General features: G+C 61.0%; 16 protein-coding genes. 14 read left to right on the top strand and 2 right to left on the bottom strand.

Annotation, left to right across the window (positions count from 1 at the left end):
• Window positions 1-115 precede the first annotated feature (115 nt).
• The 4 genes from FYK55_RS23745 (at window position 116) to FYK55_RS23730 (ending at window position 5830) form a co-directional block, all read left to right on the top strand.
• Entirely contained in the window at window positions 116-301 is a 186-nt protein-coding gene (locus FYK55_RS23745; protein ID WP_150079121.1) for a hypothetical protein, read from the top strand.
• Between the two features lie 202 nt (window positions 302-503).
• On the top strand, window positions 504-3362 hold the full coding sequence (locus tag FYK55_RS23740; RefSeq protein ID WP_161604711.1) for a CRTAC1 family protein: 2859 nt from the start codon (window positions 504-506) through the stop codon (window positions 3360-3362).
• Between the two features lie 696 nt (window positions 3363-4058).
• Window positions 4059-5354, top strand: a complete 1296-nt coding sequence (locus tag FYK55_RS23735) for a DUF1559 domain-containing protein (protein ID WP_150079119.1) — start codon at window positions 4059-4061, stop codon at window positions 5352-5354.
• Window positions 5355-5647: 293 nt separating this feature from the next.
• Window positions 5648-5830 carry a hypothetical protein gene (locus FYK55_RS23730; RefSeq protein ID WP_150079118.1) on the top strand — a complete coding sequence of 61 codons (183 nt, stop codon included), beginning with the start codon at window positions 5648-5650 and terminating at the stop codon, window positions 5828-5830.
• A gap of 120 nt (window positions 5831-5950) precedes the next feature.
• On the opposite strand, the gene FYK55_RS23725 is transcribed toward FYK55_RS23730, so the two are convergent.
• On the bottom strand, window positions 5951-6238 hold the full coding sequence (locus tag FYK55_RS23725) for a hypothetical protein (protein WP_150079117.1): 288 nt from the start codon (window positions 6236-6238) through the stop codon (window positions 5951-5953).
• Between the two features lie 1567 nt (window positions 6239-7805).
• On the opposite strand from FYK55_RS23725, the gene FYK55_RS23720 reads away from it, so the two are divergent.
• The 10 genes from FYK55_RS23720 (at window position 7806) to FYK55_RS29250 (ending at window position 24750) form a co-directional block, all read left to right on the top strand.
• Window positions 7806-8069: a hypothetical protein gene (locus FYK55_RS23720; protein ID WP_150079116.1), complete on the top strand. Its 264-nt coding sequence runs from the start codon at window positions 7806-7808 to the stop codon at window positions 8067-8069.
• Window positions 8070-8199: 130 nt separating this feature from the next.
• A complete protein-coding gene (locus tag FYK55_RS23715; protein ID WP_150079115.1) occupies window positions 8200-10716 on the top strand; it encodes a DUF1592 domain-containing protein in 2517 nt (838 codons plus the stop codon).
• A gap of 2 nt (window positions 10717-10718) precedes the next feature.
• Window positions 10719-12059, top strand: a complete 1341-nt coding sequence (locus tag FYK55_RS23710; RefSeq protein WP_150079114.1) for a DUF1552 domain-containing protein — start codon at window positions 10719-10721, stop codon at window positions 12057-12059.
• Window positions 12060-12313: 254 nt separating this feature from the next.
• Window positions 12314-13768 (top strand): hypothetical protein, encoded by a 1455-nt coding sequence (locus tag FYK55_RS23705; RefSeq protein ID WP_235908935.1) that lies wholly within the window; start codon window positions 12314-12316, stop codon window positions 13766-13768.
• A gap of 100 nt (window positions 13769-13868) precedes the next feature.
• Window positions 13869-15446 (top strand): TolC family protein, encoded by a 1578-nt coding sequence (locus FYK55_RS23700; protein ID WP_390621770.1) that lies wholly within the window; start codon window positions 13869-13871, stop codon window positions 15444-15446.
• Window positions 15439-16887, top strand: a complete 1449-nt coding sequence (locus FYK55_RS23695; RefSeq protein ID WP_150079112.1) for an efflux RND transporter periplasmic adaptor subunit — start codon at window positions 15439-15441, stop codon at window positions 16885-16887. The genes FYK55_RS23700 and FYK55_RS23695 overlap by 8 nt, the downstream gene beginning before the upstream one ends.
• The gene (locus tag FYK55_RS23690) at window positions 16884-20048 is read left to right on the top strand and encodes an efflux RND transporter permease subunit (protein ID WP_150079111.1); all 3165 of its coding nucleotides are present in this window, start codon (window positions 16884-16886) and stop codon (window positions 20046-20048) included. The genes FYK55_RS23695 and FYK55_RS23690 overlap by 4 nt, the downstream gene beginning before the upstream one ends.
• A gap of 273 nt (window positions 20049-20321) precedes the next feature.
• Window positions 20322-23555 (top strand): dockerin type I domain-containing protein, encoded by a 3234-nt coding sequence (locus FYK55_RS23685; RefSeq protein WP_150079110.1) that lies wholly within the window; start codon window positions 20322-20324, stop codon window positions 23553-23555.
• A gap of 148 nt (window positions 23556-23703) precedes the next feature.
• Complete coding sequence (locus FYK55_RS23680; RefSeq protein ID WP_150079109.1) at window positions 23704-24345, top strand: 3-keto-disaccharide hydrolase; 642 nt, start codon at window positions 23704-23706, stop codon at window positions 24343-24345.
• A 234-nt stretch (window positions 24346-24579) separates the two neighbouring features.
• Window positions 24580-24750, top strand: a complete 171-nt coding sequence (locus FYK55_RS29250; RefSeq protein WP_161604710.1) for a hypothetical protein — start codon at window positions 24580-24582, stop codon at window positions 24748-24750.
• Window positions 24751-24830: 80 nt separating this feature from the next.
• Here FYK55_RS29250 and FYK55_RS23675 read toward each other — a convergent pair whose 3' ends face one another.
• Complete coding sequence (locus tag FYK55_RS23675) at window positions 24831-26285, bottom strand: sulfatase family protein (RefSeq protein ID WP_161604709.1); 1455 nt, start codon at window positions 26283-26285, stop codon at window positions 24831-24833.
• Window positions 26286-26289 lie beyond the last annotated feature (4 nt).

The raw sequence follows: 26289 nt of genomic DNA, 5'->3' as shown, positions 1-26289 counted from the left end.
AACATGCGGCAAGCGACGAACCTGTCCGGTCCGACACGCTACAATGCGGCACTGAGGCCTTTTACTTTCATATCGCGAAACCGAACTTCGTTCAAATTTGGAGCATTGAAGAAACATGCGAAGCTTTCTACTGACCTGCGTTGCGTTGTTCTGTTGTGGCATTGTTGCCGGGTGTGGTGAACCACAAAACGAAGTGGTTACTGAGGGTGGTGAAATGTCCATCGAGGAATACAACGAACTCGTGAAGCAAGAGGCGGGCGGCATGGCCCCAGCGGAAGAACCGAACGCCAACAAGCAGTAGCCGTACCGGGCGATTCGCCTTACCCATGCATTGGTTTCGGGTAGATTCCGTCGACTCTTCTTCAAAGAAGACAAATCTCCATTGGGCCGCGCCTGTCATCGCAGTCGCGGCCCTTGTCGTGGGTGGCTGCAGCGATCCGAATCGATCGTCCAGCCAAAGCCCGAACGAACCCGAATCAGTTTCCATCGATCCACTCTCCGCGATGCGTGCGGCGCAAGCTCGCGGCGACTGGAATGCGGCTTGGGCTCATAGCTCTTCCGTCCTGTTGGAACACTCCGACGACGCGGAGGTGGTCGCCAGCGTGGCCCGCGTCGCCCATTCGGTGGGCAAGCCTGGGTTGGCGGCCGATCTGCTCGCGGATGCTTGCCGCGCCGAAAACTTTGCCAGTCCGCAACGCGTCGAACAGACCGTCATCGCGATGGTCGCCGTCGGGCGTTTCTACGACGCCCTGGCGTGGATGGAGGAGGTGCTGCAGGCGAAACCGGACCAGCACCACACCCGCCGCCTACTCTACGACTACTACGTCGGATCAGAAAACCGGCAAGCCGCTTTGCCACATGGCCGCTATCTGGTCCGACACCGACAGTTCGACCTGGATCTGCTGACCTCCTTTGGCTACATCGAAACGCGTCGTCTGGACCCCAAACCGCTGGAGCAGATGACGGAACGTTATCCGGCCGATCGCCGGCCCCTGCTGGCACTGGCCCGCAACCGATACGACTCCGGCAAGTTCGACCAGGCGATCGAGGTCCTCCGGTCGATCATCGACCAGCATCCCGAATGGGCCCCGGCCCATGTTTTACTGGGCAGAGCGTTGATCGCCGCCGGAAGCTTCGACGAACTTGCGGACTGGCATGCCCATCTGCCAGCGGACGCCCTCGACGACGCGCGTTACTGGATGACGTTGGGCGACTGGGCGGAATTCAACGGGCAGCCCTCGCAGGCCCTGCGCAGCTACTTTCAAGCTGCTCAACAGGATCCGGATTCCGTCGCCATCTGGTCTCGACTTGCCAGCGTCTTGACGAAGAACCCCTCCAGCGAAATCTCCGACGCGACTCGGCAGGCGGTGCGACGCCGCGTCGACCTGCTCAGCCAGCTGGGGCAGCATCGCAAACGGCTGGAAAAGTTGAAACAACCTTCGCGGGCGGTTGCCGCCGACATCGCCCGGACGCTGATGCAATTGGGCCGACTGTGGGAGGCGGAAGCTTGGGCGGCGGTGGCAATGACGTTTCCACAACAACAGAACGCGGCCCCAAACGTGGACGTCCAGCAGGTGCGGCAAACCATTCTGGCCAAATTGCGGCGCGACCTGCCTTGGCAACAGACCGAGGGTCATCCGGAGCTTGAATCCGGTGACGCAGTGGCTCCAAACGTTGCCGCCATCACCTCCGGCGACCATTCCCCCGCAACGGAAGGCTCACCGTCACGCGCCAGATCCTCCGGGCGGCTGCACCTGGTGGAGGAAGCCCAGCAGCGTGAATTGGACTTCTTCGGCTTCACCGCCGATGACCTGCACGAGCCGGGCATCATGCTGCACGAAACGCTGGGCTGCGGCGGTGCCGCGGTGGACTTTGACTTGGACGGATGGTGCGACCTGTACCTGGTCGCTGCCGGCGGAATGCCCGGACAACGTGATTCTGCCGCCAACGCTTTGCTGCGGAATTTGGACGGAACGTTCCGGCAATCCACCGAGCCATCGGGGACCGGGGATCGGGGGTTTGGCCAGGGCGTCGCTGTCGGCGACATCAACGAAGACGGTTTCCCCGATTTGCTGGTTTTGAACTACGGCCCCAATGCCGTGCTGATCAATCGCGGCGATGGAACCTTTCGTGACGCCAGCCGGGAATTCCTCCCGCAGCCGGATGCCATCCAGTGGTCGACCAGCGCGGCGGTCGCCGATATCGATCGTGATGGAATCAACGATGCCGTGGTGCTGAACTACTGCGCGGGAATGGAGCCGGTGACGGAGAAGTGCTTGATGACCGATTCGACCGTCTACCGATCCTGTTCCCCGATGGTGTTCCCGGCGGAGAACGACGTTTTCTACCAAGGAACGGGTGACGGCAAATTTGTCGATCGAACGCAACAGTGGAACGCGACTCCGGCGATCCCCGGTCGCGGGCTGGGCATCGTGATCGGATCGCTAACCGGAAACGGCGCTGCCGACATCTTTGTCGCCAATGACATGACCAACAATCACCTCTGGTCCGCGCGCGGCGAGGGCAAGGACTTTCAATTGTCCGAAGCCGGCGTTCTGGCGGGGCTTTCCGGTGACGGGCGTTCCATTGCGCAGGGATCGATGGGAATCGCTACCGGGGACCTGGACCGCGACGGCGACATCGACATGTACGTAACCAATTTCGAGAAGGAGTACAACACCCTTCACGAACAAACCGCACCGGGTCTGTGGACCGACGCGACCGCCGCACGCGACTTGCTGAATCCGACGATGCCGATGGTCGGCTTCGGGACCGAAGCCATCGACTTCGATAACAACGGCGACCTGGAACTGATCGTCACCAACGGTCATGTCGATCTGTTCGCCCGTGGCGATGAACGTTCGGTGTACCTGCAACCGCTGCAGATCTTTCGTCGCGATGGTGCCCCGCGGTACACGGTGGTAAATGATTCGGACTCAAAGTATCTGGCGGAACCGCACGTGGGTCGCGCGCTGTGGACCCTGGACGTCAATCGTGACGGATTGACCGATGTCGGCATCACGCATCAAACCGAAGCGGTGGCATTGCTGGTCAATCATTCTCAGTCGATCGGCCGGTGGATCGAGTTGGAATTGCGGGGGACCTCCAGCAGTCGCGATGCGATCGGCGCCGTCGTCTCGGTATCCGCGGGCGACCAGACCTGGACGGCCTCGCTGAATTCCGGAGACGGGTACCTGTGCAGCAATGAACGCGTGCTGCATTTCGGGCTTGGTGAGGTGGATTCGGACGTCGAGGTGTCCGTTCGCTGGCCTACCGGGCAGGTTCAACCATTCCCTGGGTTGGAAACGGGGAAGCGTTGGTTGTTGATCGAAGATCAACCGTCATTCGCGCTGGAACCTTGAACTGGGTCGGGCGGCCTGTGAGTGGAGGCGCTGGTTTGTCGCCCCTCCGGGGCTTGGGGAAGACGGGGCCAGAACCCGGCGGCCAAGGCCGCCGGCAAATGGCTATCGCCGCTTCGCGGCTTGTAGAGAGCCGGCCCCTACCGGAGGCAAATCTGATCGCGCCCAGCCGCAAAGCGGCGGCAGCTACCTAGTCAGTTCCCCAGCCGCGAAGCGGCGACAGCTCCCTGGTCAGTTCCCCAGCCGCGAAGCGGCGACAACTCCCTGGTCAGTTCACGCAGCCGCGAAGCGGCGACAGCTCCCTGCCGGCGGCGTGAGCCGCCGGACCGCGACGCCCCAATCAACCCAGCCCCGGAGGGGCGACAGCGGTCCCAACCGGCGCGCCGCCGCCGACGTTCCCATCCAACCACTCTTGGTTGTTCACCCCAACCGGCAACCAACTTCCATCTCCCTCAAAACGCCGCCGACCGGATGTGCTTCGTTCACCGGTCGTGACGCTATTAGGATGCATTCAAGTCCACAACTCGATCGCTTGGCGGCGGATCCCGCCCGTCGCCGACAAACGAGCTCAATGGATTAACCAGGATCTTCATTGGGGCCCTCTGAACGGCAACCTATTCTTCTCCGACTTCTGCGCCGCATCCGATCTTTAGGCGGTTTGCTTGCGGCGTCATCGTTCATTTTTTGTAAGGTCCTCGAATGAAACTTTCGCAGAGATCAACCAACGGTCGGCCCCGTGCCGGACAACGCGGATTTACGCTGGTCGAGCTGTTGGTTGTCATCGCCATCATTGGCATCCTGGTCGGCCTGCTGTTGCCGGCCGTGCAGGCGGCACGCGAAGCGGCGCGCCGGATGAGTTGCAGCAACAACTTCAAACAGATCGGACTGGCGGTTCATAATTACCACTCTGCCTTCAAACAGTTGCCCATCCAGGGCACCGGCACCGCACCGCCACCCGGCAACGGATCAGGGGTCAGTGTCGGAAGCCCGACGGCTGGCGGCGGAACCAATCACCGGGCCATCAGCTGGCTTGTCGGGTTGATGCCGTTCATGGAACAGCAAGGGCTGTGGGAACAGATCTCCAATCCCAGTGTGAAAGTCACCGCCTCGCCGGACCTCGTACCGCCCAACCGATGGAACCCGATGGGGCCGGTACCGTGGCAAGTGTTTTACCCGCCGTGGATGACCGAAATCCCCACGCTGCGTTGCCCCAGCGATCCGGGCTATGGTCTGCCCTCGCAAGGCCGCACCAACTACGCCGCCTGCATCGGAGACTCGATCCGTCGTCAGGACGTCGGACGCTACGACGGTGACTTTGCTTTCACCGGCAACCAGGAAGTCAACTGGGCGGTCATCGTGAACACCGAACACCGCGGCGTGTTCGTGATGCGTGAGAGCATGAAGTTCCGCGACATTCTGGATGGCTTGGCCAACACTGTGATGGCCGGTGAAATCGCGACCGACTTGGGCGACCGGTCGATCACGACCGGCGGCTCCATTGGCAACCCGTCCGGGCAATTGCACGCCAACCCCAGCTACTGCCAGGACAACAATCAGATCGATCCGGACCGGCCCCAATTCTGGTGCCCGCCCGGTGGAAACTGCACGACGCCCAATTTGCAGGATCCCTCGGTCAATCCGACCTTTGGCGGACGATTCCGAGGCTACCGTTGGAGCGACGCGCGGGCGATGTGGAGCGGTTTCACCACGATCCTTCCGCCGAACCGCGAGATCTGCCAGCAAGGCGGCGCGACGGCCCCGGCAAACGTCCCGGGCGTCTTCCCGCCCAGCAGCCGCCACCAGGGCGGTGTTCACGTGCTGATGTCCGACGGTGCGGTGACCTTCATCACCGACTCCATCGAAGCGGGGAACTCGCACGCACCGATGGTCCGTGGCGGAGCCGCCTACACACCGGTGGGAAGCAAAAGCCCGTACGGACTGTGGGGCGCCCTGGGCACGCGTGCTTCCAGCGAAGTCATCGACCAGTCGCTGTAGTCTGATCTCGAAGGCCCAGCCTGCTGGGAACGCGACTCATTCGGGATAATCTTCCTTGACTGCAGTCACGAAGTGACGACAGCTCCCTGCCGTCGGCGTGAGCCGACGGAAACGGCTGCCAAACACTCCCCAGCCGCGAAGCGGCGACAGCAATCCGCCGCAGCGAGAGGCGAGGCAATCCTCGCCTCGCTGACGCTCGCCCCCTCCTGAATAAGGAGGCTGAAATAGAACTTCACGACCTCCAAAGCGGGAGGGTGAAGCGATTCGTCAACACCCTCTCAATCTTCCATTCCATGAAACCTTTCTTAAAACTTGCTTTGCTGTGCGCTCTGGCAACCCCGTCCTTGCTCGGATGCAGCGATCCGGAACCCACGGTGGTCGAACCGACCGACGAGGAGCAACTGCAGTTGATGCGTGACATGGTCGCCGGCGAAACGCAGGCGGTCGATCAAGCCGACGAGCAGCGTCAACAATAGTCTCACTCGAAGGCGACTTGCGTCGGCGCGCGACTTGACGATCTCTCGACGCAGCTCCCACAGGTCACGGGTTCGCCCGCGACGAAACGGCGGGCTGCGTGGCGGTGAACGGTTCTCGCTTCAGCGGTCGAAGTTTCCCCGCGCGACGTCTCGGTCGGGCCGGTCGTCCGGCCGCGACCGATAGATGGCGATCGCCATGCAGATGACCGCTGCAAAGAGGGCGCTCGAGCGGATCACTTTTCCCGTCCCATCGGGAAACCAATCCGCCAGAAACAGCCCGGTCAGAAAGGTGACGGCACCGGCAGCGAACCAGGCACCGCCAAGCGACGGTTGGTCCGGCGACAATTTGGAAACGGCACCGTCCGGATCGTCGATCCGCGGTGGCTGGTAGGGATTCGGGTCGTTCATCTGACGGAACACATGCGCTCGGGGCCGGTCTGGCAACGCGTCATTGCCAACCGACAGTGGCCACACAAACAAACGCCAAGGCGTCTCGCCCCGGACGTGGCCTTTCCTGACATCATAACAGCGCTGCCGGCTTTGTCTGAGAACGAGTAGCTACGCTCGCCAGAGCGTGGTTTTCCGCCGCAATCGCGACGGCAGCTACCGGGCTTTGCGAGTTTTCGGACAGGGCCCAGGCGCCCCTTATGTTGGGAACTCTCCCCGCTGGTCCGCGCACGCCGGACAGTCCTCGGTGTGCTCCCAAAACCCCGGTGTCAGCGGATTCTGGCTGGGCGCCAGCTTGTGGGGATACCAGGAAAACTTTGCCGGAATGTATTTCACTTCGGACGACTCACAGCTGGGCACCGTTGCGATCGCGACGATCACCCCCACGCACGAGACCGAGGCAACCAGACGATCCAGCCCCCTGGCTCGCCGCCGTCGCCGGTTCGCTGGAGGATCGTCAATCACATCGATCGCCCGACTCTCTCCGCGGAACCACCGGCCCTTCGGTGTCGCCGGGCCCGCTGGAATTGGAGATCCCAACGGCTCCGCCCCGTCGCTTCGTTGCGCAACAACTCCCTTCCGAATCACATGCATCATTCGGCTCCATTGTCGACGGCCCGAATGTGAAAAGAGACAGACACCGCGCCCAGGCCGTGCGACGGGTGACTGAGACCGAACGGAAGGTTGGCCGATCGTTCCGGCGGCCGATTGACCAAGTCCATGGAGGACACTCTCGAACCGCACCGTTCAAGAGCCTCCTTCCCATCCAGACTCAGCAATCTCATTGAAAAGTTTTCCGCGATCCGCTTGTTCGGCGTTGGAGCGCAGAGACCAATCCCCGGGGTAAACGCGATGGCTCAGCCGGGGGTCGGCAACCCGGTTCTAACGGATCCGGTGGGCGGAAAGCAAATTTATCCGGCGGATTTCCCAGATTTCTCCGCCAAAGCTGTCGGGTTTTGGAAGTTGATGTCGCCTTAGGGCAGCTGGCGGAGCCAGCAAGGGCAGGGCGTTCCCAGGCGGGAGCCTGGGAACGAGGGGGCGATCAAAACTCAAAGTAGCCGCCGTCGCCAGACGGTGGACGCGCCCTTGCTCCCACACACTGGCGAGCAAGGCGACGGCCGGGAAAGGGTGTCCCGCCGGCTGCAAAGAAGAGCTGGCGGAGCCAGCAAACAGGGCGTTCCCAGGCGGGAGCCTGGGAACGAGGGAGGGCGATCAAATCTCACTTTCGCCACCGTCGCCAGACGGACACGTCCATTTCCCACGCTCCGTCGCGCAAGGACTCAGCAGAAAAGAAGATGCACCGGCGAGGCGGACCGCATTGGGGCAGAATGCGTATCCGCCACCGCCGGCACGCAGCATGGTAATCCCCCGTCAAGCTTCGCCCCGCGCCCGACTCCAGCCGGTCCCGGCGACGCGTTGATTCCCGCGTCCGAATCCCTTCGCCAACTCCCACCGGACGCGGTGACTGTGGCACAATGAACGGGTGCCGAATCCGCTTCGTTTCCCGCACCGAATGGCGGTTTGCCCGATGGATGACATCCAAGTCGAGACCGAACTTTCACCACTGATGCGACGGCTGGGGATCAACCCGACGATCGCCGGCAAAGCCACCAGCGACGGCAATCCGGAAAACCGGATCGACGTGCTGGAAATCTGTTTCGAGGGGATGGTCGCCAGCGGAAAGACGCAACCGATGCTGAACGTGTTCTCCAACGCTTCCGATCGTGACGAACTGGTACGCATGTTGACGGACCACCCCGAGATCCGTTTTGAACGCGAACGCCGTTCCTAGCCGGTTGATCTTCGATCGTCGCCTTTCACTCCGTGAAAGTTGCGTTCATTTTCGCGGCTGTTACCGAGCAAACCATGCGATCGCGACACAAAAACCGATCGCTGCTTTCGCTTCCCACCTGTGATCCGCCATGCCCACCCCAACTCCGCTGCGTCGATGCACGTTGATGCTCGCCGGATGTCTGATGCTTGCCGGCGACAAGTCCCCCTGCGCCCCGGCGGCTCCGCCACAGGCCGATGCGAGACAAGCCGATGCGAGACAAGCCACGGACGCTGAATCCCCGGCAACCCCCGTGGCCAATATCTACCGGCAAAAGTGCGAACGTTGCCACGGCGCCGACGGCGGAGGCACTCCGGACGGTTATTCCAAACCGTTCCAACCAGACCAATCGCTGGAAGAGCTCACGACGATCATCGTCGAGACGATGCCGGAAGAGGATCCGCAACTTTGTGTCGGGGAGGAAGCGCGCCAGCTGGCCCGGTACATTCGCCGGCAACTGATCTCCCGATCCGAGCCGGCTCCCGAGCCAAGGATCAGCCGGCTGACCGTCTCGCAGTACCGCAATGCGGTGGCGGATGTGATCGGACACTTTGCTCCTTCGGCGCGTCAGCGGAACGAAACATCGAACGGGTCGGCCCGGCGTGGAGGCGGGGCGGGTGGGGACAGCGAGGTCCCGGGACTTCGCGGCGACTACTACCAATCCGCCGGCATGAACAAGGCTCACCGCCTGGGCCATTATCGCAGTGACAACCGGATGGAATTCGACTTCGGCAGCGAGGCTCCGGTGCCAAGTCTGACGGCCGACCAATTCGCGATCATCTGGCAGGGAGCTCTGTCGGCCGATCACACCGGGAATTACGAATTCCGCTTGTCGACCGAAAACGGTGCACGGCTGTACCTGAACTTCGACCCCACGCCCGACCGCCGGGCGCTGCGTGACGACAGTTCGGTGGCCGGGCAGCAGGCCCTGATTGATGCCTGGGTCGGATCGGGTGAACATCGCCAACGGACCGCTCGCGTCTTCCTGCTCGGAGGCCGTTCCTATCCGATTCGCCTGGAGTTTTTCAAGTACTTGGAAGACGACGCATCGATCAAGTTGGAATGGAAGCCGCCCCACGGGACCTGGCAGGTATTGGATTACAACCACACCTCCACGTCACAGCCCGATCGAGTCTTTGTTTCTCAGGCCCCCTTTCCAGCCGACGACCGCAGCTTGGGATTTGAGCGCGGCGTCTCCGCATCGCCGCAGTGGCAAACCGCCACGATGCATGGTGCGGTCCAAGCCGCCTCGGAAGTCGTCGACCGCTTGCCCCTGCTGGCGGAACTGAACGAACTTCAGGGGCAGCAGCGCGTCGCCCGGACGCATCAATTCGTGCGTGACTTTGCAACGGTCGCCTTTCGAAGACCGCTCCGCGAGGACGAACAGCAACTCTTGCCGACCTTGGTGGGTGACGACGTGGCAAGTCTTGAAAGCGGTGTCCGTCGGGCGGTGATTCTGGTCTTGATGTCGCCCTCCTTTCTATACCCCGATCTGACGCCGGACGGCGAAGCTCCCACGCCTTGGACGGTCGCCTCCCGACTATCGTTCGCGCTCTGGGATTCAATCCCCGACGCCCAACTGACCCGTACGGCCGCCGATGGCAAGCTCCAGACACGCGATCAAATTCAATCGCAGGCTTCGCGAATGCTCCGCGACCCGAGGGCCAAAGCGAAGATGCAAGGCTTCTTTCGTCATTGGTTGGAGTTGGAACAACGGGATCTGGCCAAGGACGAAGAACTGTATCCGACATTTGACGAAGCCGTCGTCGCGGACCTGCGACGGTCGTTGGAGTTGTTCATTGATCGCGTCGTTTGGGACCAGGATTCTGACTACCGCGAGCTGTTGCGAGCAGACTATCTGATGCTGAACGACCGGCTGGCCGCGTTGTACGCCCCGGACGCGTCGGCGGACAACGCGAAGTTGGACGGTGAAGAAATCAAACGGCGTGCCCGCCGCCGCCAGTTCGCGTCCGAGTTCCAACCGGTCGATTTCCCGCCGGAGAAACGCTCGGGAATCCTGACCCACCCCTACCTGTTGAGCGCCTTCGCCTATCACAACAACACGTCGCCGATCCACCGCGGCGTGTTTTTGACGCGAAACATTGTCGGCCGCGCCCTGAGCCCACCACCGATGGCAATCGCGTTCAAGGATGACGAGTTTCCCAAAGAATTAACGATGCGGGAAAAGGTGACGCACCTGACACGCGATGCCGCCTGCATGTCGTGTCACAGCATCATCAACCCGCTCGGATTCACGCTGGAAAACTTTGACGCCGTCGGACGTTGGCGTGATTCAGACAACCAGCGCCCGGTTGATCCAACCAGCCAGTACACCACCGCGGCGGGAGCGACCTTGCAACTTGCCAGCGCCCGGGACGTGGCCAACTTCGCCGTCGAAAGTCCGTCGGCACACCGCGCCTTCGTGACGCACTTCTTTGAACATGTTGTCAAACGACGGCCCAGCGAATTCCGGCCCGGACTTGTCGATGAGCTGAGCGATCGGTTCGTCACGGAAGACTTCAACATCCAGAAACTGTGGACGCAGATTGCCGCCCTGGTTGCGGCGCAGGATTTCGATCCGCCCCCCAAACTGCCGAGTGAGAATTGACCATGAGCACTGCATTTGAAAGCCGCCGACGTTTCCTGCGAGACCTGGGCGTGGGCGCCGCCACCATGCCGTTCCTGGCCGGACTGACCAGCCTGCGGGCGGAGGAATCGATCGCCCCGCAACGACGCAAACGGTTGGTGGTCATGTTCTCGCCCAACGGCACCTTGCCCGATGAGTTCTGGCCGGACGAATTTGGCGATCAAACGCCATTAAAACTCAAGCCGATGCTGCAGGCGTTGGAACCGTTTCGCGAGCAAACGTTGATCCTGAAGGGGATCGACAACAAAGTTCGCGGTGACGGGGACAATCACATGCGTGGCATGTCCTGCCTGTTGACCGCAACGGAGCTGAACCCCGGCAACATTCAAGGCGGCGGCCACACGCCGGCGGGCTGGGCCGGCGGCATCTCGATCGATCAGGAAGTGCGGCGATTCTTTCAGTCGGACGATCGAACCAAGACCCGCTTCGGATCGTTGGAATTTGGCGTGGCGGTGCCCAACCGTGCCGACCCCTGGACCCGGATGTGCTACGCCGGCAGCGATCGTCCCATCGCACCGATCGATGACCCCGGTCAAATGTTTGAAAAGTTGTACGGTGGGGCGCAAGACCGACAAACGGTCGCCAGCGTGCTGGACCGGATCGGAGACGACCTGGCGCGCGTCTCCAGCAAGCTGAGTTCGGCCGATCGTTCGTTGCTGCAGGAACATCTGGAAAGCGTCCGCAAATTGGAAATCGATATCGCTGCGGCATCCGGTGAAACACAATTGCTGCATCCCGAACCGGAAATCGATCCCAACATCGAACTGGTCAACGACAACACGCCGGAAATCAGTCGCATGCAGATTGAGCTGCTGGTCAATGCGTTGGCAAATGACATGACACGCGTCGCCAGTCTGCAGTTCATGCGTTCGGTCGGCCAGGCTCGGATGCGCTGGCTGGACATCCAAGACGGCCACCATTCGCTCTCGCACGAACCGGACGGGAACGAACAGGCCCACGCAAAACTGATGCGAATCAACCAGTGGTTCGCCGGCGAACTGGCGTTCCTGGCCAAACGACTGGCGGAAACCCCCGAGCCAGGCCGTCCGGGCGAAAGCTTGCTGGACAACACCCAGATCGTGTGGCTCAATGAACTGGGCAAAGGCAATTCCCACACCTTGGACAACATCCCGTTCCTGTTGGTCGGTGGAGGCGCGGACTTCCGAACCGGCCGGGCGCTCGACTTCGACGGCGCCGCCCACAACCGCTTGTGGTTAGCACTTGCCCACGGATTGGGGCACCGGGACTTGCAAACGTTCGGGTCGGCAGCCTACTGCGAAGGCGGGGCAATTGATCTCGGCTGATCTTGCTCTTCGCGTAGCATCGGTGTGCACCGCGGGACCATCCAGATTCAGTCATGCACAGCATGACCTACCGGAGCTGATGCAATGCGTGTCCGTCAAACGTTGGTCACGTATTATCAAAACTAAGTTCACGCGCAAACAATCTTCACCCTCACGCTCGCGGGAGGGTGAATTGCCAAGCTGACACTCTCCATTTGCCGAACCGATAGATCACCCGCGTGCACCGCCTGCCTTCCCTTCTACTGGCTTCAGAAATGCGATCGATCCTACCCAGCGTTCTGCTTCTCGCCGGCACCTTTTGGATCACGACACCGGTTGTGGGAAAAGACCTCTTCCTGGCGATCGGGGGCGGATACGACCGCAGCGGCAACCAGGCGTCACTGGAAAAAAACACCCTGCTGTTTCAACGTCTGCTCAGTGAACGCGGTGAGTCCTGTGACATTTTTTTTGCCGACGGGCAGGACGAAGCAGCCGACCTGCAGGTGATCGATCGACAGACCGTTCCCCTGGCCAACCGGCTGATGGCGGAGTTCTTCGGAAGCGATGACGAGCTGGGTCTGTTCTATCGCAATCACTTGATCCCGAATGTTCGCGGTTCGGCCAGCCCCAAGAATCTTCAGCAGTGGTTCGACAGTCACGGCAAGACGATGCAGCCGGGTGATCGTTTGCTGATCTACGTCACCGCCCACGGCAACCCCAGTTCCGACCGCCGACGGCCCCATGAAACGTCGATCGCTCTGTGGGACAGAGAGTCCATCAAAATGACCGAGTTCGTCGCGATGCTGGACCAACTGCCCCAGGACATCGATGTGATTGCGGTGATGGTGCAATGTTACACGGGAGGTTTTGCGCGATCGATCTTTACCGGTGGCGATCCCGACAAGGGCTTGTCGCCACAGCGACGAATCGGATTCTTTGCGACCGTTCACGATCGGCCGGCCGCCGGTTGCACGCCCGAGGTCGATGAAACCAATTACGTCGAATACAGCACCTACTTCTGGGCGGCGCTCAGTGGGACCGACCGCTCAGGGCAACCGATCGAGCGTCCGGATTACGACGGCGACGGCAAGACGTCGTTTGCCGAAGCGCACGCCTACACGATTCTTTCGGCCGACACGATCGACCTTCCGCTGCGAAGCTCCGACGAGTTCCTGGCGGTCAACAGCCGATTCGGACGCGGCGAATCGGATTTGCTGACTGATGAAGAACCCTACGAGGTCGTCCTGGAGATCGCGGACCCGATCGCCAAGGCGTTGCTGGAAGGTTTGTCGCGCCAACTGGATTTGGACGGCCCCGACCGGTTGTCCGTCGCCCGCCGCGAAACGCAACGTCGCGGTCGCCGCGGCAGTTGGCGGGGACGTCAGGGCGGCAACGAGTCCGGGCGGCTCCGCCGTCGCATCGCCCGTGACGTGGAGCAGCGCTGGCCGGAACTGGCCAACACGCTCAATCCCACTGCGATCGATCTGTTGACCCACCGGAGCGACGAGTTCATTGACGCGATCGTCAAACATCCCGACTACGGACGCTATCGCCAGCAAGTCGATCAGGCCGACAAGGAACTCACCACCGAGCAGCGAAAGGTCAAGTACGAACGACTGCTGCAAGCGGCCGACGGCGTGGTCTTGCGAGAAAACCTCCGTCGGCTCAACGATCCGACGCTGGCGGAACAACTCGAATCCCTGCTGCGGGCCGAATCTCAATCCCTGTAGCAAGGATTTCCTCGCAAAAGTTGGCCGGGTCCGGGACTCCACGTCGAATCCACCTTGTCTTCGGCTCGACTTGATCCCTAGATCTGGGGACATGCTTACGATCCCCCGATTCCGCGCCCGCCCCCTGGGGTGGCTCACCGCCACACTGCTGCTCGCGGCGGTCGGCTGCGCTGGGGGCGACGTCGCCGGGACCTTTCGGACCACGACCCCGCCGCCGTTCTCCGCCAGTGGCGAAGCCTGGGTCCCGGATCGTTGGTGGATGACGTTTGAGGATCCACGGCTGGATGGCCACATCAACCGGGCGTTGGACGACAGTTTCACGTTGGCGGCCGCCCTGCAGCGGGTCGTCGCGGCTCGGGCGCTGGCGCGTCGCGAGGCGTCGGATTTGTTTCCCGATGTCAACGGCGTCGCCGATATCGCCGGCGACTACGGCCCCGGCCCGGACCTGACTCGCTACACGCTGGGGTTGGATGCGTCCTACCAGGTCGACCTGTGGGGGCAGATCGAATCCCGAGTCGATGCGGAACGTTTGCGTGCGTCCGCCACCGATGCGGACTACCACGTGGTCGCGTTGACATTGGCCGCCGAGATCACCCGCACGTATTTCTCGATGATCGAAGCCAACGCCCAATTGGCACTGTTGTCCGAACAGATCGAAACCAACCGGACCGGGCTGGCAGCCCAGGACGCCAGGTTTCGGGTGGGCCTGATTCGTTACGCCGACGTATTGCGACAGCAGCAGCTGGTCGAATCGACGCTGGAACAAGCCGCGGTGGTTGGATCTCGGATCGACGTCCTGGAGCACCAGATGGCCGTGCTGTTGGGACAGCTGCCGCAAGACGCTGAATACGACCCCGGGGATCAGTTGCCCGCGCTGCCCCCCCTGCCCGACACCGGGGTGCCATCGGAACTGCTGCGACGTCGCCCCGACGTCCGCCGCGACTACCTGGCATTCATGGCCGCCGATCGCGACCTGGCTTCCGCAATCACGGCCCAATACCCGCGGATCAGCCTGACCGGTTCGGTCCTGAACGTCGCCGATCGCCCGGAAAACCTGTTCCGCGACTGGTTCGTCGGAATCGGAGGCCAATTGATCGCTCCGCTGATTGACGGGGGCCAACGTCGCGCCCAGGTGGACCTGACCGCTGCCCTCGTTCGCCAGCGGTTCAACGAGTATGGTCAGACCATGTTGAATGCGTTCCGCGAGGTCGAGGACGCTTTAGCCCGCGAACGCTACCAGCTGGAGCGTCTGGAACACTTGGAGGCGCAATCCGAGCTGGCTCGTCAAGCCTCCGAACAATTGCGTGAACAATACTTGATCGGGGACGCCGACTACCTGGATGTCCTCAGCACGATCACGGCGGAACAGCGTCTGCAGCGCGAGACCCTGGCCGCTCGACTAGAATTACTGTTGATCCGCGTCTCGCTGTACCTGGCGTTGGCCGGTGATTTCGACCCCCGCCCTCAAGAGTTGTTGGAGATTTCAGGGATTTCGGTCCCCGAGCCGCTTCCCGCCGAGGCTGAAAGTGGCCTGCTGGAAATCGAGGAACTTCCGGCCCCCGAAGCGATCCCTGAAGCGGAATCCGACGAACTTCCTGTACCCGATGACGCAGCCACGGAGCTTGAGCAACTGCTCAAATCGGTGGAGCGTCTGCCCACAACCGATATTGATGACTGACGCCCCGCAATCACGATCGAGCCGCCGCTGGTTGCGTGTGATCGGTAATCTCGCTGCTTGCCTGGCCATTCTCGCCGCATCGGCCGGTGCGATCGTGTGGATCAATCGGACGGAACCCACCGCCCAGCAAATCAAAGCGACCCGACAGTCCTCCGCCCTGGTCGAAACGGTGACGGTGCGGCGGGGAACCTACTCGCCCCGTCTGGTGGTTCTGGGAACGGTGCAGGCCGCCCAGGACATCACGCTCAGCCCCCGGGTCAGCGGCCAGGTGATCGAGATGTCTCCCAAGCTGGTCCCCGGTGGCATGGTCAGTAAAGGGGACGTGCTGTTGCGGATCGATCCGGCCGATTTCGAGAACGCCCTTTCAATCAGCGAAAGTGAGTTGGAACAGGCCGAGGCATCGCTGAAGATCGAGCAGGGCCGTCAAAGCCTGGCGAAGAAAGAGTTGGCGCTGCTGGAAGGCGCCATCGATGAAACCAACCGGGCGTTGGTGTTGCGTCAGCCCCAGATCACTTCGATTCGGGCGGAGGTCAGTGCGGCCAAGGCGGCCGTCGAGCGCGCCAAACTGGACCTGGCACGGACCACCGTCGTCGCTCCGTTTGACGCCCAGATCCTGAGCCGATCCGTCAATGTCGGGTCCCAAGTTTCACCCGGCGACGACCTGGCTCAACTGGTCGGGATCGATGAGTATTGGATCTCGGCGGCGATTCCGGTCCGCAACCTGCAATGGCTGCAATTTGGGGAATCGGAAGACCAGCCGGGATCGACCGTGCGGCTGCGAAACCCCGACTCCTGGCCGCCGGGTGCGGTGCGGGAAGGACGCGTTGCCCGGATGATCGGCGCACTGGATCAGCAAACACGTCTGGCCCGCGTGCTGGTCACCGTGCCCGATCCTCTGGGCAGAACGTCCGACGCGCCGCCGCTGATCCTGGATACCCTGATCCAAACGGAAATCGAAGCCCGTCCGCTTAGAGACGTTGCCCGCATCGACCGGGACTTGGTGCGTGACTCCGACACGGTCTGGGTGATGAAAGATGACAAGCTGGAAATCCGTCAAGCCGACATCGTCTTTCGCGATGCCCAGCACGCTTACATCCGCGACGGTTTGCAGGACGGCGATGAGGTCGTGATCACCACCCTGGCAACGGTCACCGAAGGCGTTGGACTGCGGAAGGTCGATCCATCCTCCGACAAGGACTCGGCCGATTCCGGTGAAACGCTTCCGTCGAACACCCCGGCGGTGCCGGCCGGGATGGAGATCGATGATGTCGAGCAAGCCGATACCGGCGACGCGGATGTCGCCGACGCTGGCGAGGAGAACTCCGTTTCTGCTCAGTCCGACGCAGCTCAGTCCGATGGCGATGAACCGTCGGAAGCGGACGCATCGTCGGAGAGTCTGCGGAATGCCGACGACGCCGCGGAGCTGGAGCCGACCGAATGAGCGAAACCTCCGAACCCGAGTCCTTGTCGCAGGGACCCATCGCTTGGATGGCCCGCAACAGCATCGCGGCGAACTTGCTGATGTTCATTCTGCTCGGTGGCGGGCTGTGGTCGGCCGTCGCGATTCAGAAGGAAGTTTTTCCACAATTCGAATTGGACGTGGTGGAAGTCAGCGTCGATTACCCCGGCGCCGCACCGGCGGAAGTCGAACAGGGCATCCTGAGACCGATCGAAGGCGCCGTCCGAGGTGTGGAGGGGATTCGGGAGATCACCAGTGAGGCGCGGGAAGGACGTGGCCAGGTCTTGATCGAACTGGTCGCCGGTCAGCAGCGGATGAAGGCGTTTCAAGACATTGACCAGGCCGTCAGCCGAATCCGCACCTTCCCCGACCAGATCGAACAACCGGAAGTCCGCCTGCAGTCGGAACAACGCGAAGCCATGCAGGTTGCGATCTACGGACCGGTCGATATCTGGTCCCTGCGTCAACTGGCCGAGCAACTGCGGGATCAACTGCAGGCCAACGAGAATATCACTCAGGTCGAACTGCGACGCGTTCCCGGATACGTCACGCACATAGAAATCCCCCGCCAACGCTTGCGGGAATACGGGCTGACGCTGCCCGATGTGGCGGACATCATCCGCACGTCCAGCCAAGACGTCGCCGCGGGATCGGTTCAATCCAGCGCGGGGGAAGTCCTGTTGCGGGTCAAGGCTCGAAAGCAATGGGCCGATGACTTCGCGGCGATGGAAATCGTCAGCGGGCGTGGCGGTCCTTCGGTCACACTGGGCGACATCGCGACCATCCGCGACGGATTCGAAGAAGTCGGCTTCCACTCGCAGTTCAGCCAGACGCCTTCGGTCGAACTGGACATCTTTCGCATCGGATCTCAGTCCCCCACCGACATCGCCGAGGCGGTGGAGCAGACGATGCGGGACTTTGAAACGGCGTTGCCACCCGGGGTGAAGTGGCGCATCGACCGCAACAATGCCGAGGAGTTTCGCCGACGACTGAATCTGGTGTTGGAAAACGCCTTGATGGCGGTCGGGATCGTCCTGTTGATCTTGGCGCTTTTCCTGGAGTTTCGTCTGGCGTTCTGGGTGATGATGGGCATGGCCGTTTCGTTCATCGGCGGCCTTCTGTTGCTACCGATCGCCGGCGTCAGCGTGAACATGATTTCGCTGTTCGGCTTTCTGGTCGTGCTCGGAATCGTGGTCGATGACGCCGTTGTTGTCGGTGAAAACGTGTACGAGAAACGTCAGGAGATCAACGACCACGAGGAGGCCGCGATCGAGGGAACGCGCGAGGTCGCCGGACCGGTCACGTTCAGCGTGCTGACCAACATCGTGGCCTTCGTGCCGTTGATGTTCATTCCCGGCGAGACGGGTAAATTCTGGGGCCCGCTGCCGGTCGTGGTGATCCTGGTGCTCGCCCTCTCACTGGTCGAATCCCTGTTCATCCTGCCGGCCCACCTGGCCCACGCCCGCACCGCCGGCCGGCACCGTCGCGGCCTGGGAGCCACCCTGCACCGGGGACAACAGGCCTTCGGCAGGACGTTCAACCGCCTGGTGGAGATCCTGTTCCGCCCGGTTCTGATCTTGTGCTTGCGTTACCGTTACATCACCGCGTGCACGGCGCTGGCGATCTTTTTGGTCATCGCCGGCTACGCCACCAGTGCCCACATGGGCATGATCTTGATGCCGGAAGTTTCCGCCGACGAAATCGAAGCCGGCGTCCGCATGCCCGTCGGCACCACCCAGGCGCAGGCGGCCGAAATCGCCGAGGCCGTCACCGAAGCCAGCCTGCGGATGTTCGAAGAACACAATCTGTACGAAGTCGCCGAGGGGATCAAAACCAACGTCCGCGGGCAAAGCTTCATCGACGTCGAAATTGTGATGAAGCCGCCGGATGAACGAGACATGACCGCCAACGAGGTCATTGAACTGTGGCGAGACTCGATCGGGGATCTGCCCGGCGTCAATCAGGTGACCTTCGAAGCTGAAAGCGGACCGGGAGGATACCGCCGCGACATCAGCATCGATTTAAGCCACAGCGACATCGACGTCCTGGAGAAGGCTTCGCAAGCTTTGGTCCAACAGTGCGAACAATTTGCAACCGCCCGTGACGTCAGCGACAGCTACAACAAGGGCAAGGTGCAGTACGATTTCAAGCTTCGTCCCGAGGGCCGCGCACTGGGACTGACCGACGAAGAACTGGGCGAACAACTTCGCGGGGCCTTCTTCGGTTCGCTCGCCCTGCGTCTGCTGCGCGGGACCAACGAAATCGAAGTCCGTGTGAAGTTGCCCGAGGACCAGCGGGAAGACATGCACAGTCTGGAAGACCTGATCATTCGCACGCCGTCCGGCACCGAGGTGCCGTTGTTGGATGTTGCCGACGTCGAACAGACATTGGCGTTCCGCTCCATCGATCGGCGGGACGGCCGAAGAGTGATCAACGTCTCCATGGACGTCGAACCCAAGCGTGCGGTGACCCAGGTGATCCAAGCCCTGCGGGGCGAAACGCTTCCGAACTTGCGCAGCGACTACCCGGGCATCACGTGGACCTTTGAAGGAAGTGATGCCGAGATGCGGCAAGCCACCGCGTCCCTGTGGGGATCATTTGGCTTGGCCTTGGCCGTGATCTACTCGCTGTTGGCAATTGCGTTTCGCGGCTACGTCCAGCCCCTGATCGTGTTGGTCGCCATTCCTTTCGGAATCGTCGGTGCCGTGATCGGCCACATGCTGCTGGGCTATGACTTGTCCCTGGTCAGCCTGATGGGCGTGATCGCCCTGTCGGGTGTCGTGATCAACGATTCGCTGATCATGATCGACTACGCAAACCGGCGTCGTCGCGATCACTCCGCCTTCGACGCGATTTCCCAGGCAGGCACCCGACGATTCCGCCCGATCCTGCTGACCACGTTGACGACGTTCGGCGGGCTGATGCCCCTGATTTTCGAGACCTCGCTGCAAGCCCAGTACATCATCCCCATGGCGATCTCGTTGGGCTTCGGGATCTTGTTCGCCACGGCCATCATCCTGGTCCTGGTTCCCTGCCTGTACCTGATCCTGGATGACATCCAAGGCCTACTCTCGGCCCGAAATCACGGATCAGTGAGAATCGGGCAGTCACGAAGTGACGACAGCCCCCTGCCGTCGGCGTGAGCCGACGGAAACGGCTTTGCCAACCACCACCAGACGCGAAGCGGCGACAGCAATCCGCTGCAGCGAGAGACGGGACAATCCTCCCCTCGCTGACGCTCGGCCCTGCTTTGGAAAGGAGGGTAAATTGAAAAGTCATGACCTCTGGCGAGCGTGACGACGGCTCACACGCTCTGGCGAGCGTGGCTACGGCATGGTCGCCCACACGAGACTTGGTGTAGCGATTATCCTATCGGGTCCTCACCTTCTCCGCTCCGCTATCTTGTCTGAGATTCAATGTCCTTCCGATTCCGCCCGCAAGTCGAACGCCTGGAGGCGCGGCGGTTGCTGGCAACCCTGACGGTCACCGGCGCCGAAGATGTGGTCGCCGACGACGGCGTGTTGACCCTCCGCGAGGCCTTGCTGGCCGCGAATTCGAACACCAGCATCGACGACAGTCCCGCAGGCGACCCGGGAACCGACGAAATCCGCTTTGACGCCGCTCTGGCTGGCACCACAATCAAGCTCACTTCCGGGGAACTGCGCGTCAACGAGTCGGTCGAAATCCGAGGCCTGGGCGCCGACAAGCTCGTGATTGATGCGGAGCAAAACTCTCGCGTCTTTCGCTTCGGCGACGCCTTGGCGGCGCAATGGTTCATCGTCGCCGGACTGACGTTGCAAAACGGGGTCGCTCCACAAGAATCTGGTACCGACACCAACACGTTCGGCGGCGCCGTTCATTTCAACTCACTCAATCGTTCCCGGCTGCAGATCATCGACTGCGTGATCCAAGGCAGCCAGGCGACGGTGGGCGGAGGCATGCATTTGCGCAACACCGTCGCGCACATCGACGGCACCACGTTCACGGGGAATTCGGCAAGCTTTGGCGGAGGCATTTCGGTCCAGGAATCGAATCTCGCAATCACCAACTCGACCATCACCAACAATGTCGCCAGCACGGCGGGCGGCGGCATCGACCATTTCAAGCATGAGCCGGTGCAGGACTCGACGGTCGATTTGGTGCACGTGACTTTGATGGATAATGAAGCGCCGATGGGACGCAACGCGCGCAACGGTGCCAAAGCCGGGAAAGCCGTTTTCCGGTTTGCCAATTCCATCATCTTTGGCGGGCCTGGATCGGGGTCAGAAATGCTTCGAGACTCGGTCGGGGGAACCGCAGTGGCGACCTCGTTGGGAGGAAACCTGACCGACCACGGCGTTTCGACCGACGTGCTGACCACCGAAGACCGACGTGTCCTGAGCTTCGAAGGCAACGTGGCAACGCTGCAAGACAATGGCGGCCCCGTTCCCACGCGTGCTTTGCACCCGTTGGACTTTGCGGTGGATCTGGGTCGGCAAGAGGTGTCGATCGGCCCCGGAGAAGACTTGCTGATCGGCACGGCCGATGACCAAATCCTTCCGCATGACCAACGCGGCGCGGGTTTTGATCGACAGATCGACGGCGGTAGCGGCGAATCCACGCCGGATGCGGGGGCGTTTGAGATCCAAGACGGATTGGATATCCCCGAAACACTGGTGGTATCCAACACGGCCGACATTCTTTTCCGCGGCGATGGCCCCGACGTCAATGACTTGACGTTGCGCGAAGCGATCCACCTGAGCAATCTGAAGCTGGGTGCGAACACCATTGAGTTTGACGAATCATTGACCGGCCAGACGATCGTGTTGACCACCGGCCGAACGCTGTTCGTTTACGACGAATTGGATTTGATCGGCCCGGGTGCCGACAAGTTGACCATCGACGGGGACCAACAGAATCGCCAATTTGTTTTCCAAGCGAACGAAGACGTGGGGCTGACCTTCACAATCGATGGCCTGACGTTGACCGGCGGCAAAGCACCCTCCGGTGGCGGTGCCATCTTCGCGTGGCGCAATCATCTGGTCATCAAGAACACGCACTTCGAAAACAACGAATCGACGTTTGCAGGCGGAGCCATCTTCGCCCGCAACATGGTCCTCGATGTGGTGAACTCTTCGTTCGTCGGCAACGCCTCGCCAGGCAACGGTGGCGTCCTCAACAACCTGAATTCGGACGTGACCTTGACCGGCGTCACCGCGATCGGGAATTCGGCCGCCGAGTCGGCGGGCGCTGTGCACATGCGTGTCAGCAATCCCGACGTGGTTCGCACGACCCGGATCCAGAATTCCACGTTCTTCGATAATCAAGCCCCCGTCGGCGCCGACCTTCTGATCCGGCCGGATGCCGGCCTGGAAGGCAAGATCCAGTTTGTCAATTCGATCTTCGCTTCACAAATCAGTGGCGTGCAGACGATCGACAACGTGCTTCCCGATCCGACCATCACGCGTTTGGAATCGCTGGGATCCAATATCATCATCGATGACTCCGCGGCCGGACTTGACCGCTCCGACCTGAACAGCACGGACCCGCGATTCGGCGGAACCATTGTGGGAACCGGGGGCGTCGTGTCGATCGCGACCCTTGCCGACAGCCCCGCGTTGGATGCGGCCGATGAATCGGCCCTGCCGCTGGACACCTTTGACGTCGACGCCGACGGTGACATAGCCGAGAGACTGCCGCTGGACGGAATCGGTGGGCTTCGGAGCGTGGACCTTCCCGAAGTCGACTCATCCGCGGGCCCGTCAGACATCGGCGCATTTGAAATGCAACGGGACATCGTGCTCAGTTCTGCAAACGGCAAGCTGGGATTGCTGCTGGACCAAGACAACGTGGTGATCACCGCGGACAATGAAATCTTGCTGTCCTCCAACTCCGCGGACGTCGATAGCATCACGGTCCTGGGCACGCACGCTGACGAGGATCTGGTTGTCGCGGACTTCTCCGGATTCGATCCCTCGGGGACGCGCGATTCAATTCCCGTCACGGTCGACGGTGGTCCGGGAATCGATTCACTCACCTTTTCCAGCACCTACACGGACTTCCTCAGCTCACGGATTGTCACGGCAAACCTTAACGCCGCCAGCCTGGATACGGAGTTCGCCCATGGCACCCGATTGACGTCGGCGGTCGTGGCCGCTGCCTTAAATGCCCAGCCCCCGGTAATGGATTGGCATGTCGAACATCCGAACGGCCTTTCCGAATCGGATCCCTGGCTTTACGTCGGACACGTCTTGGAAGGCCAAACGCTGTATCGGAAAATCGAAGCCGATGGCGTGGAAGTGCGCATCGACCAGCCCGAATCATGGACCAACCCCCTCAACCCCGTCGACGTGAATCCGGACGGAATCGTAGGCGCGTTGGATGCATTGATCGTGATCAATGCCATCGCCCGGGGCGTCTATTATGATTCAGACACTCTAGAACTCGGCGACCCCGCCAGCTTTGGCTCAATCCCCGATCATTTTTACGACGTGAACCGGGACGGGCGTTTGACCCCGATCGACGCACTCAACGTGATCAATTACTTGGCTCGTCAGCCTTTGGAGAGTGAGGGCGAACCTGGAAACAATCTCGGAGCGATCCTTCACCGGGTCACGCCGGATGACGTGGATCACGTGTTTGCCGAATATGATCCGCCGTTGCTGTTTTAGTTTTGTCCCGGATACCATCCTGATTCAAGCCGATGTATCCCGCCCGCGCCGCTTGCCCGATCACTGCGGATCCGCACCGGTATCGACGCTTGACCGATCACTCCTATGGACCGAACCCCATCCCTTTCCCACGACGAGTTTTTGAGCAATGAATCGATTTGCCAACCCGCTGGCCCCCAGACTGCTGACCTTTGGACTGTTTCTGCTCGGCTTGATCGCTCTGTCCAACTCGTCCACGCGAGCCGAAGAATCTGACTGGACCCCGTTGTTCGACGGCAAGTCATTGGACAATTGGGAAGTACGGCCCAGTGCCTGCCGCGACGACTGGAAAGTGGAGCAAGGAGAAATCATTGCGGAGAATCCGCAGAAAGAAGGCTCGAATCTGTGGACGAAAAAGGAGTATCGCGATTACGAATTGGAACTCGAATACAAGACGACGTCCGAATACTACGACACCGGCGTGATGCTGCGTGGAGACGGACACCAGGTGCAAATCGGCATTTCTGGCAGCCTGCAAAAAGACATGACCGGATGCATCTACGCTCCGAAGGACAAGCGAGGAAGCTATCCGGGAGCGACGGACAAAATCGCCGAGTTCCACAAGGTGGGAGATTGGAACCATCTGCGGATCATCTTGACCGACAAGCGAATCCAAACGTTCCTCAACGGTGAACCCTTTGTGGACTACACCGGCATCGCGATCAATGAAAAGGGCCCGATCGGACTGCAACTTCACGGCGGACACCACATGAAGGTTCAATTTCGCAACGTCCGAATCAAAGCACAGTAGGCTCTTCCCTCACGACGCTCGCCCTTCTTGGAAGGGTGAAACAAAGGTGCACGGCCTTCGCGCTGGAGCTTGAAGGCGAGAACGTATGACATCGATCGATGGTCTACTCACTACCGCGCAAATAACATCTGTCGACCGACGCTCTCGCGAGCGTGTCGACAGAGTCTCGGACCAGGCCACGACGCGCCGCCGGTTTCATTTCAGGTTGCCGATCTTGACCGCGGAGCGTCGCCAATGAACCCTTACCAGCCGCCCCGTCCGCTGCAGTTCCAGAAGCATTCGAAGGGCGCTCTGCTGTTGATTACGGTTCTGTGCCTGATCCTGGCGTTCGCGGCGACGTACGCGTTATTCAAATCCTTTAAGCCCCCATCGCCGTCCGTCAGCGGAATCAGCCGGGCAACCTGACCTGATCCAACATCGCGGCGCCCTGCACCAGTTGGTGCCCCAACTGGCGATCAGACGAACACATCGCGAGCGTTCGCCATTCAAGGTTGTTTCGAAAAGAAATAGTCCGGATAGTTCAATTTCAGTCGGTCCTTGGCGGCGGCACCGTCAACGAAGCAGGCGTCGATTTCCGATTTCAATCGCTCCAGGTTGTTGGCGATCAGCAACGGATCGTTCGTCCGAGTTCGCCACTGAATCAGGTTTGTCTTCAATCTCTCCAGCGTCGCCGCGTGGTCTGCATCCCGGGCCAGGTTTTGAAACTCATGCGGGTCTGACTGCAGGTCATAAAGCTCAAACTCCGGCGGTGCCCTCATCCGCTCGTAGGCGTTCCGAACCGGATCGGGTGCTGAGTCGATCGTCGTTGGCAATCCGGCGAAGAACCGATTGGTCGTGAAGTCGTATCCGGGATTTACTTTCCCTGGCATCAGGTTTTGAATCAATTTGAATCGCTCATCGCGAATCGTGCGTTGCGGGTAGAAATTGTGCGCCGAATGCAGATGGTACTCGGTGAACAGATACTCGCGCCACGGCGTCTCTTCCCCCCGCAACAGCGGCAGCAACGACATTCCCGGCAAATTGACAACGGGTTCCGCGTTGGCCACCGAGAGCAACGTCGGCATCAAATCAAGTGTTGAAACGAGTTCGTTTCGGACTTGGTTCCTCTTGGCAATCTTCGGCCAACGTAGGATGAGCGGAATGCGAACGCCACCTTCGTACGAAGTGCGTTTGCTTCGCAACAGATCGGCCCCGTGATCTCCCAGGTAGACGACCAGCGTGTTGTCGGCTTTTCCCGACCGGCGGAGTGAATCGAGCAAGTCGCCGACCAGCGAGTCCAGTCGGTTGATGCAATTGTAGTAACCCGCCGTTTCCGAACGCAGCTGCGGTGTATCCAGTCCGAAGTAACCCAGCGGCTTGACGTCGTTGCCGGTCAACGGTTTTGGCGGAAGTTCCTGAACTTGCCGGATGAACGGACGATGCGCGTCTGGATAATTGACGCTCAGAAAAAACGGCTTGTCGCCAGCGTCGAAGAATGATTTGGCGTGCTTCGCGTAGGCCTCCAAATTCTTTCGACCAAAATTCGAGGACGAGAGCTCCTTCATGTCAAATGGAAAGGCGGAAGCCGGATTGACATGCAACTTGCCAAGGATGCCGGTGCGGTACCCGCTCTCTTGTAAGCTGCGGACCAGATTCGCGGTGTCTTCGCGGTACATTCGAAACTTCCACGTCGCCAAGCCAATCTGGCCGTTCTGATGCGGCCACAACCCCGTCAACAACGCCGCACGCGATTGGCTGCAACCGGCTTGGGGGACGTAAGCGTTTTGGAACCGAACACCGTCGGCGGCAAGCTGGTCCAGCACCGGAGTGTCAACGAATGGATCGCCGTAACAACCGAGCTCCGGTCCGTTGTCTTCCGAAACGATCAGCAAAATGTTGGGGCGATCGGCGGCGGCGGCGGCGCCGACGCAGATCCAACAAGCGGCCAGGAGTGTGATCATCCGA

Source organism: Roseiconus nitratireducens (assembly GCF_008629675.1).
GTDB lineage: Bacteria > Planctomycetota > Planctomycetia > Pirellulales > Pirellulaceae > Stieleria > Stieleria nitratireducens.
The sequence above is the reverse complement of the archived record's forward strand: the minus strand, read 5'-3'. Positions and strand labels throughout refer to the sequence as shown.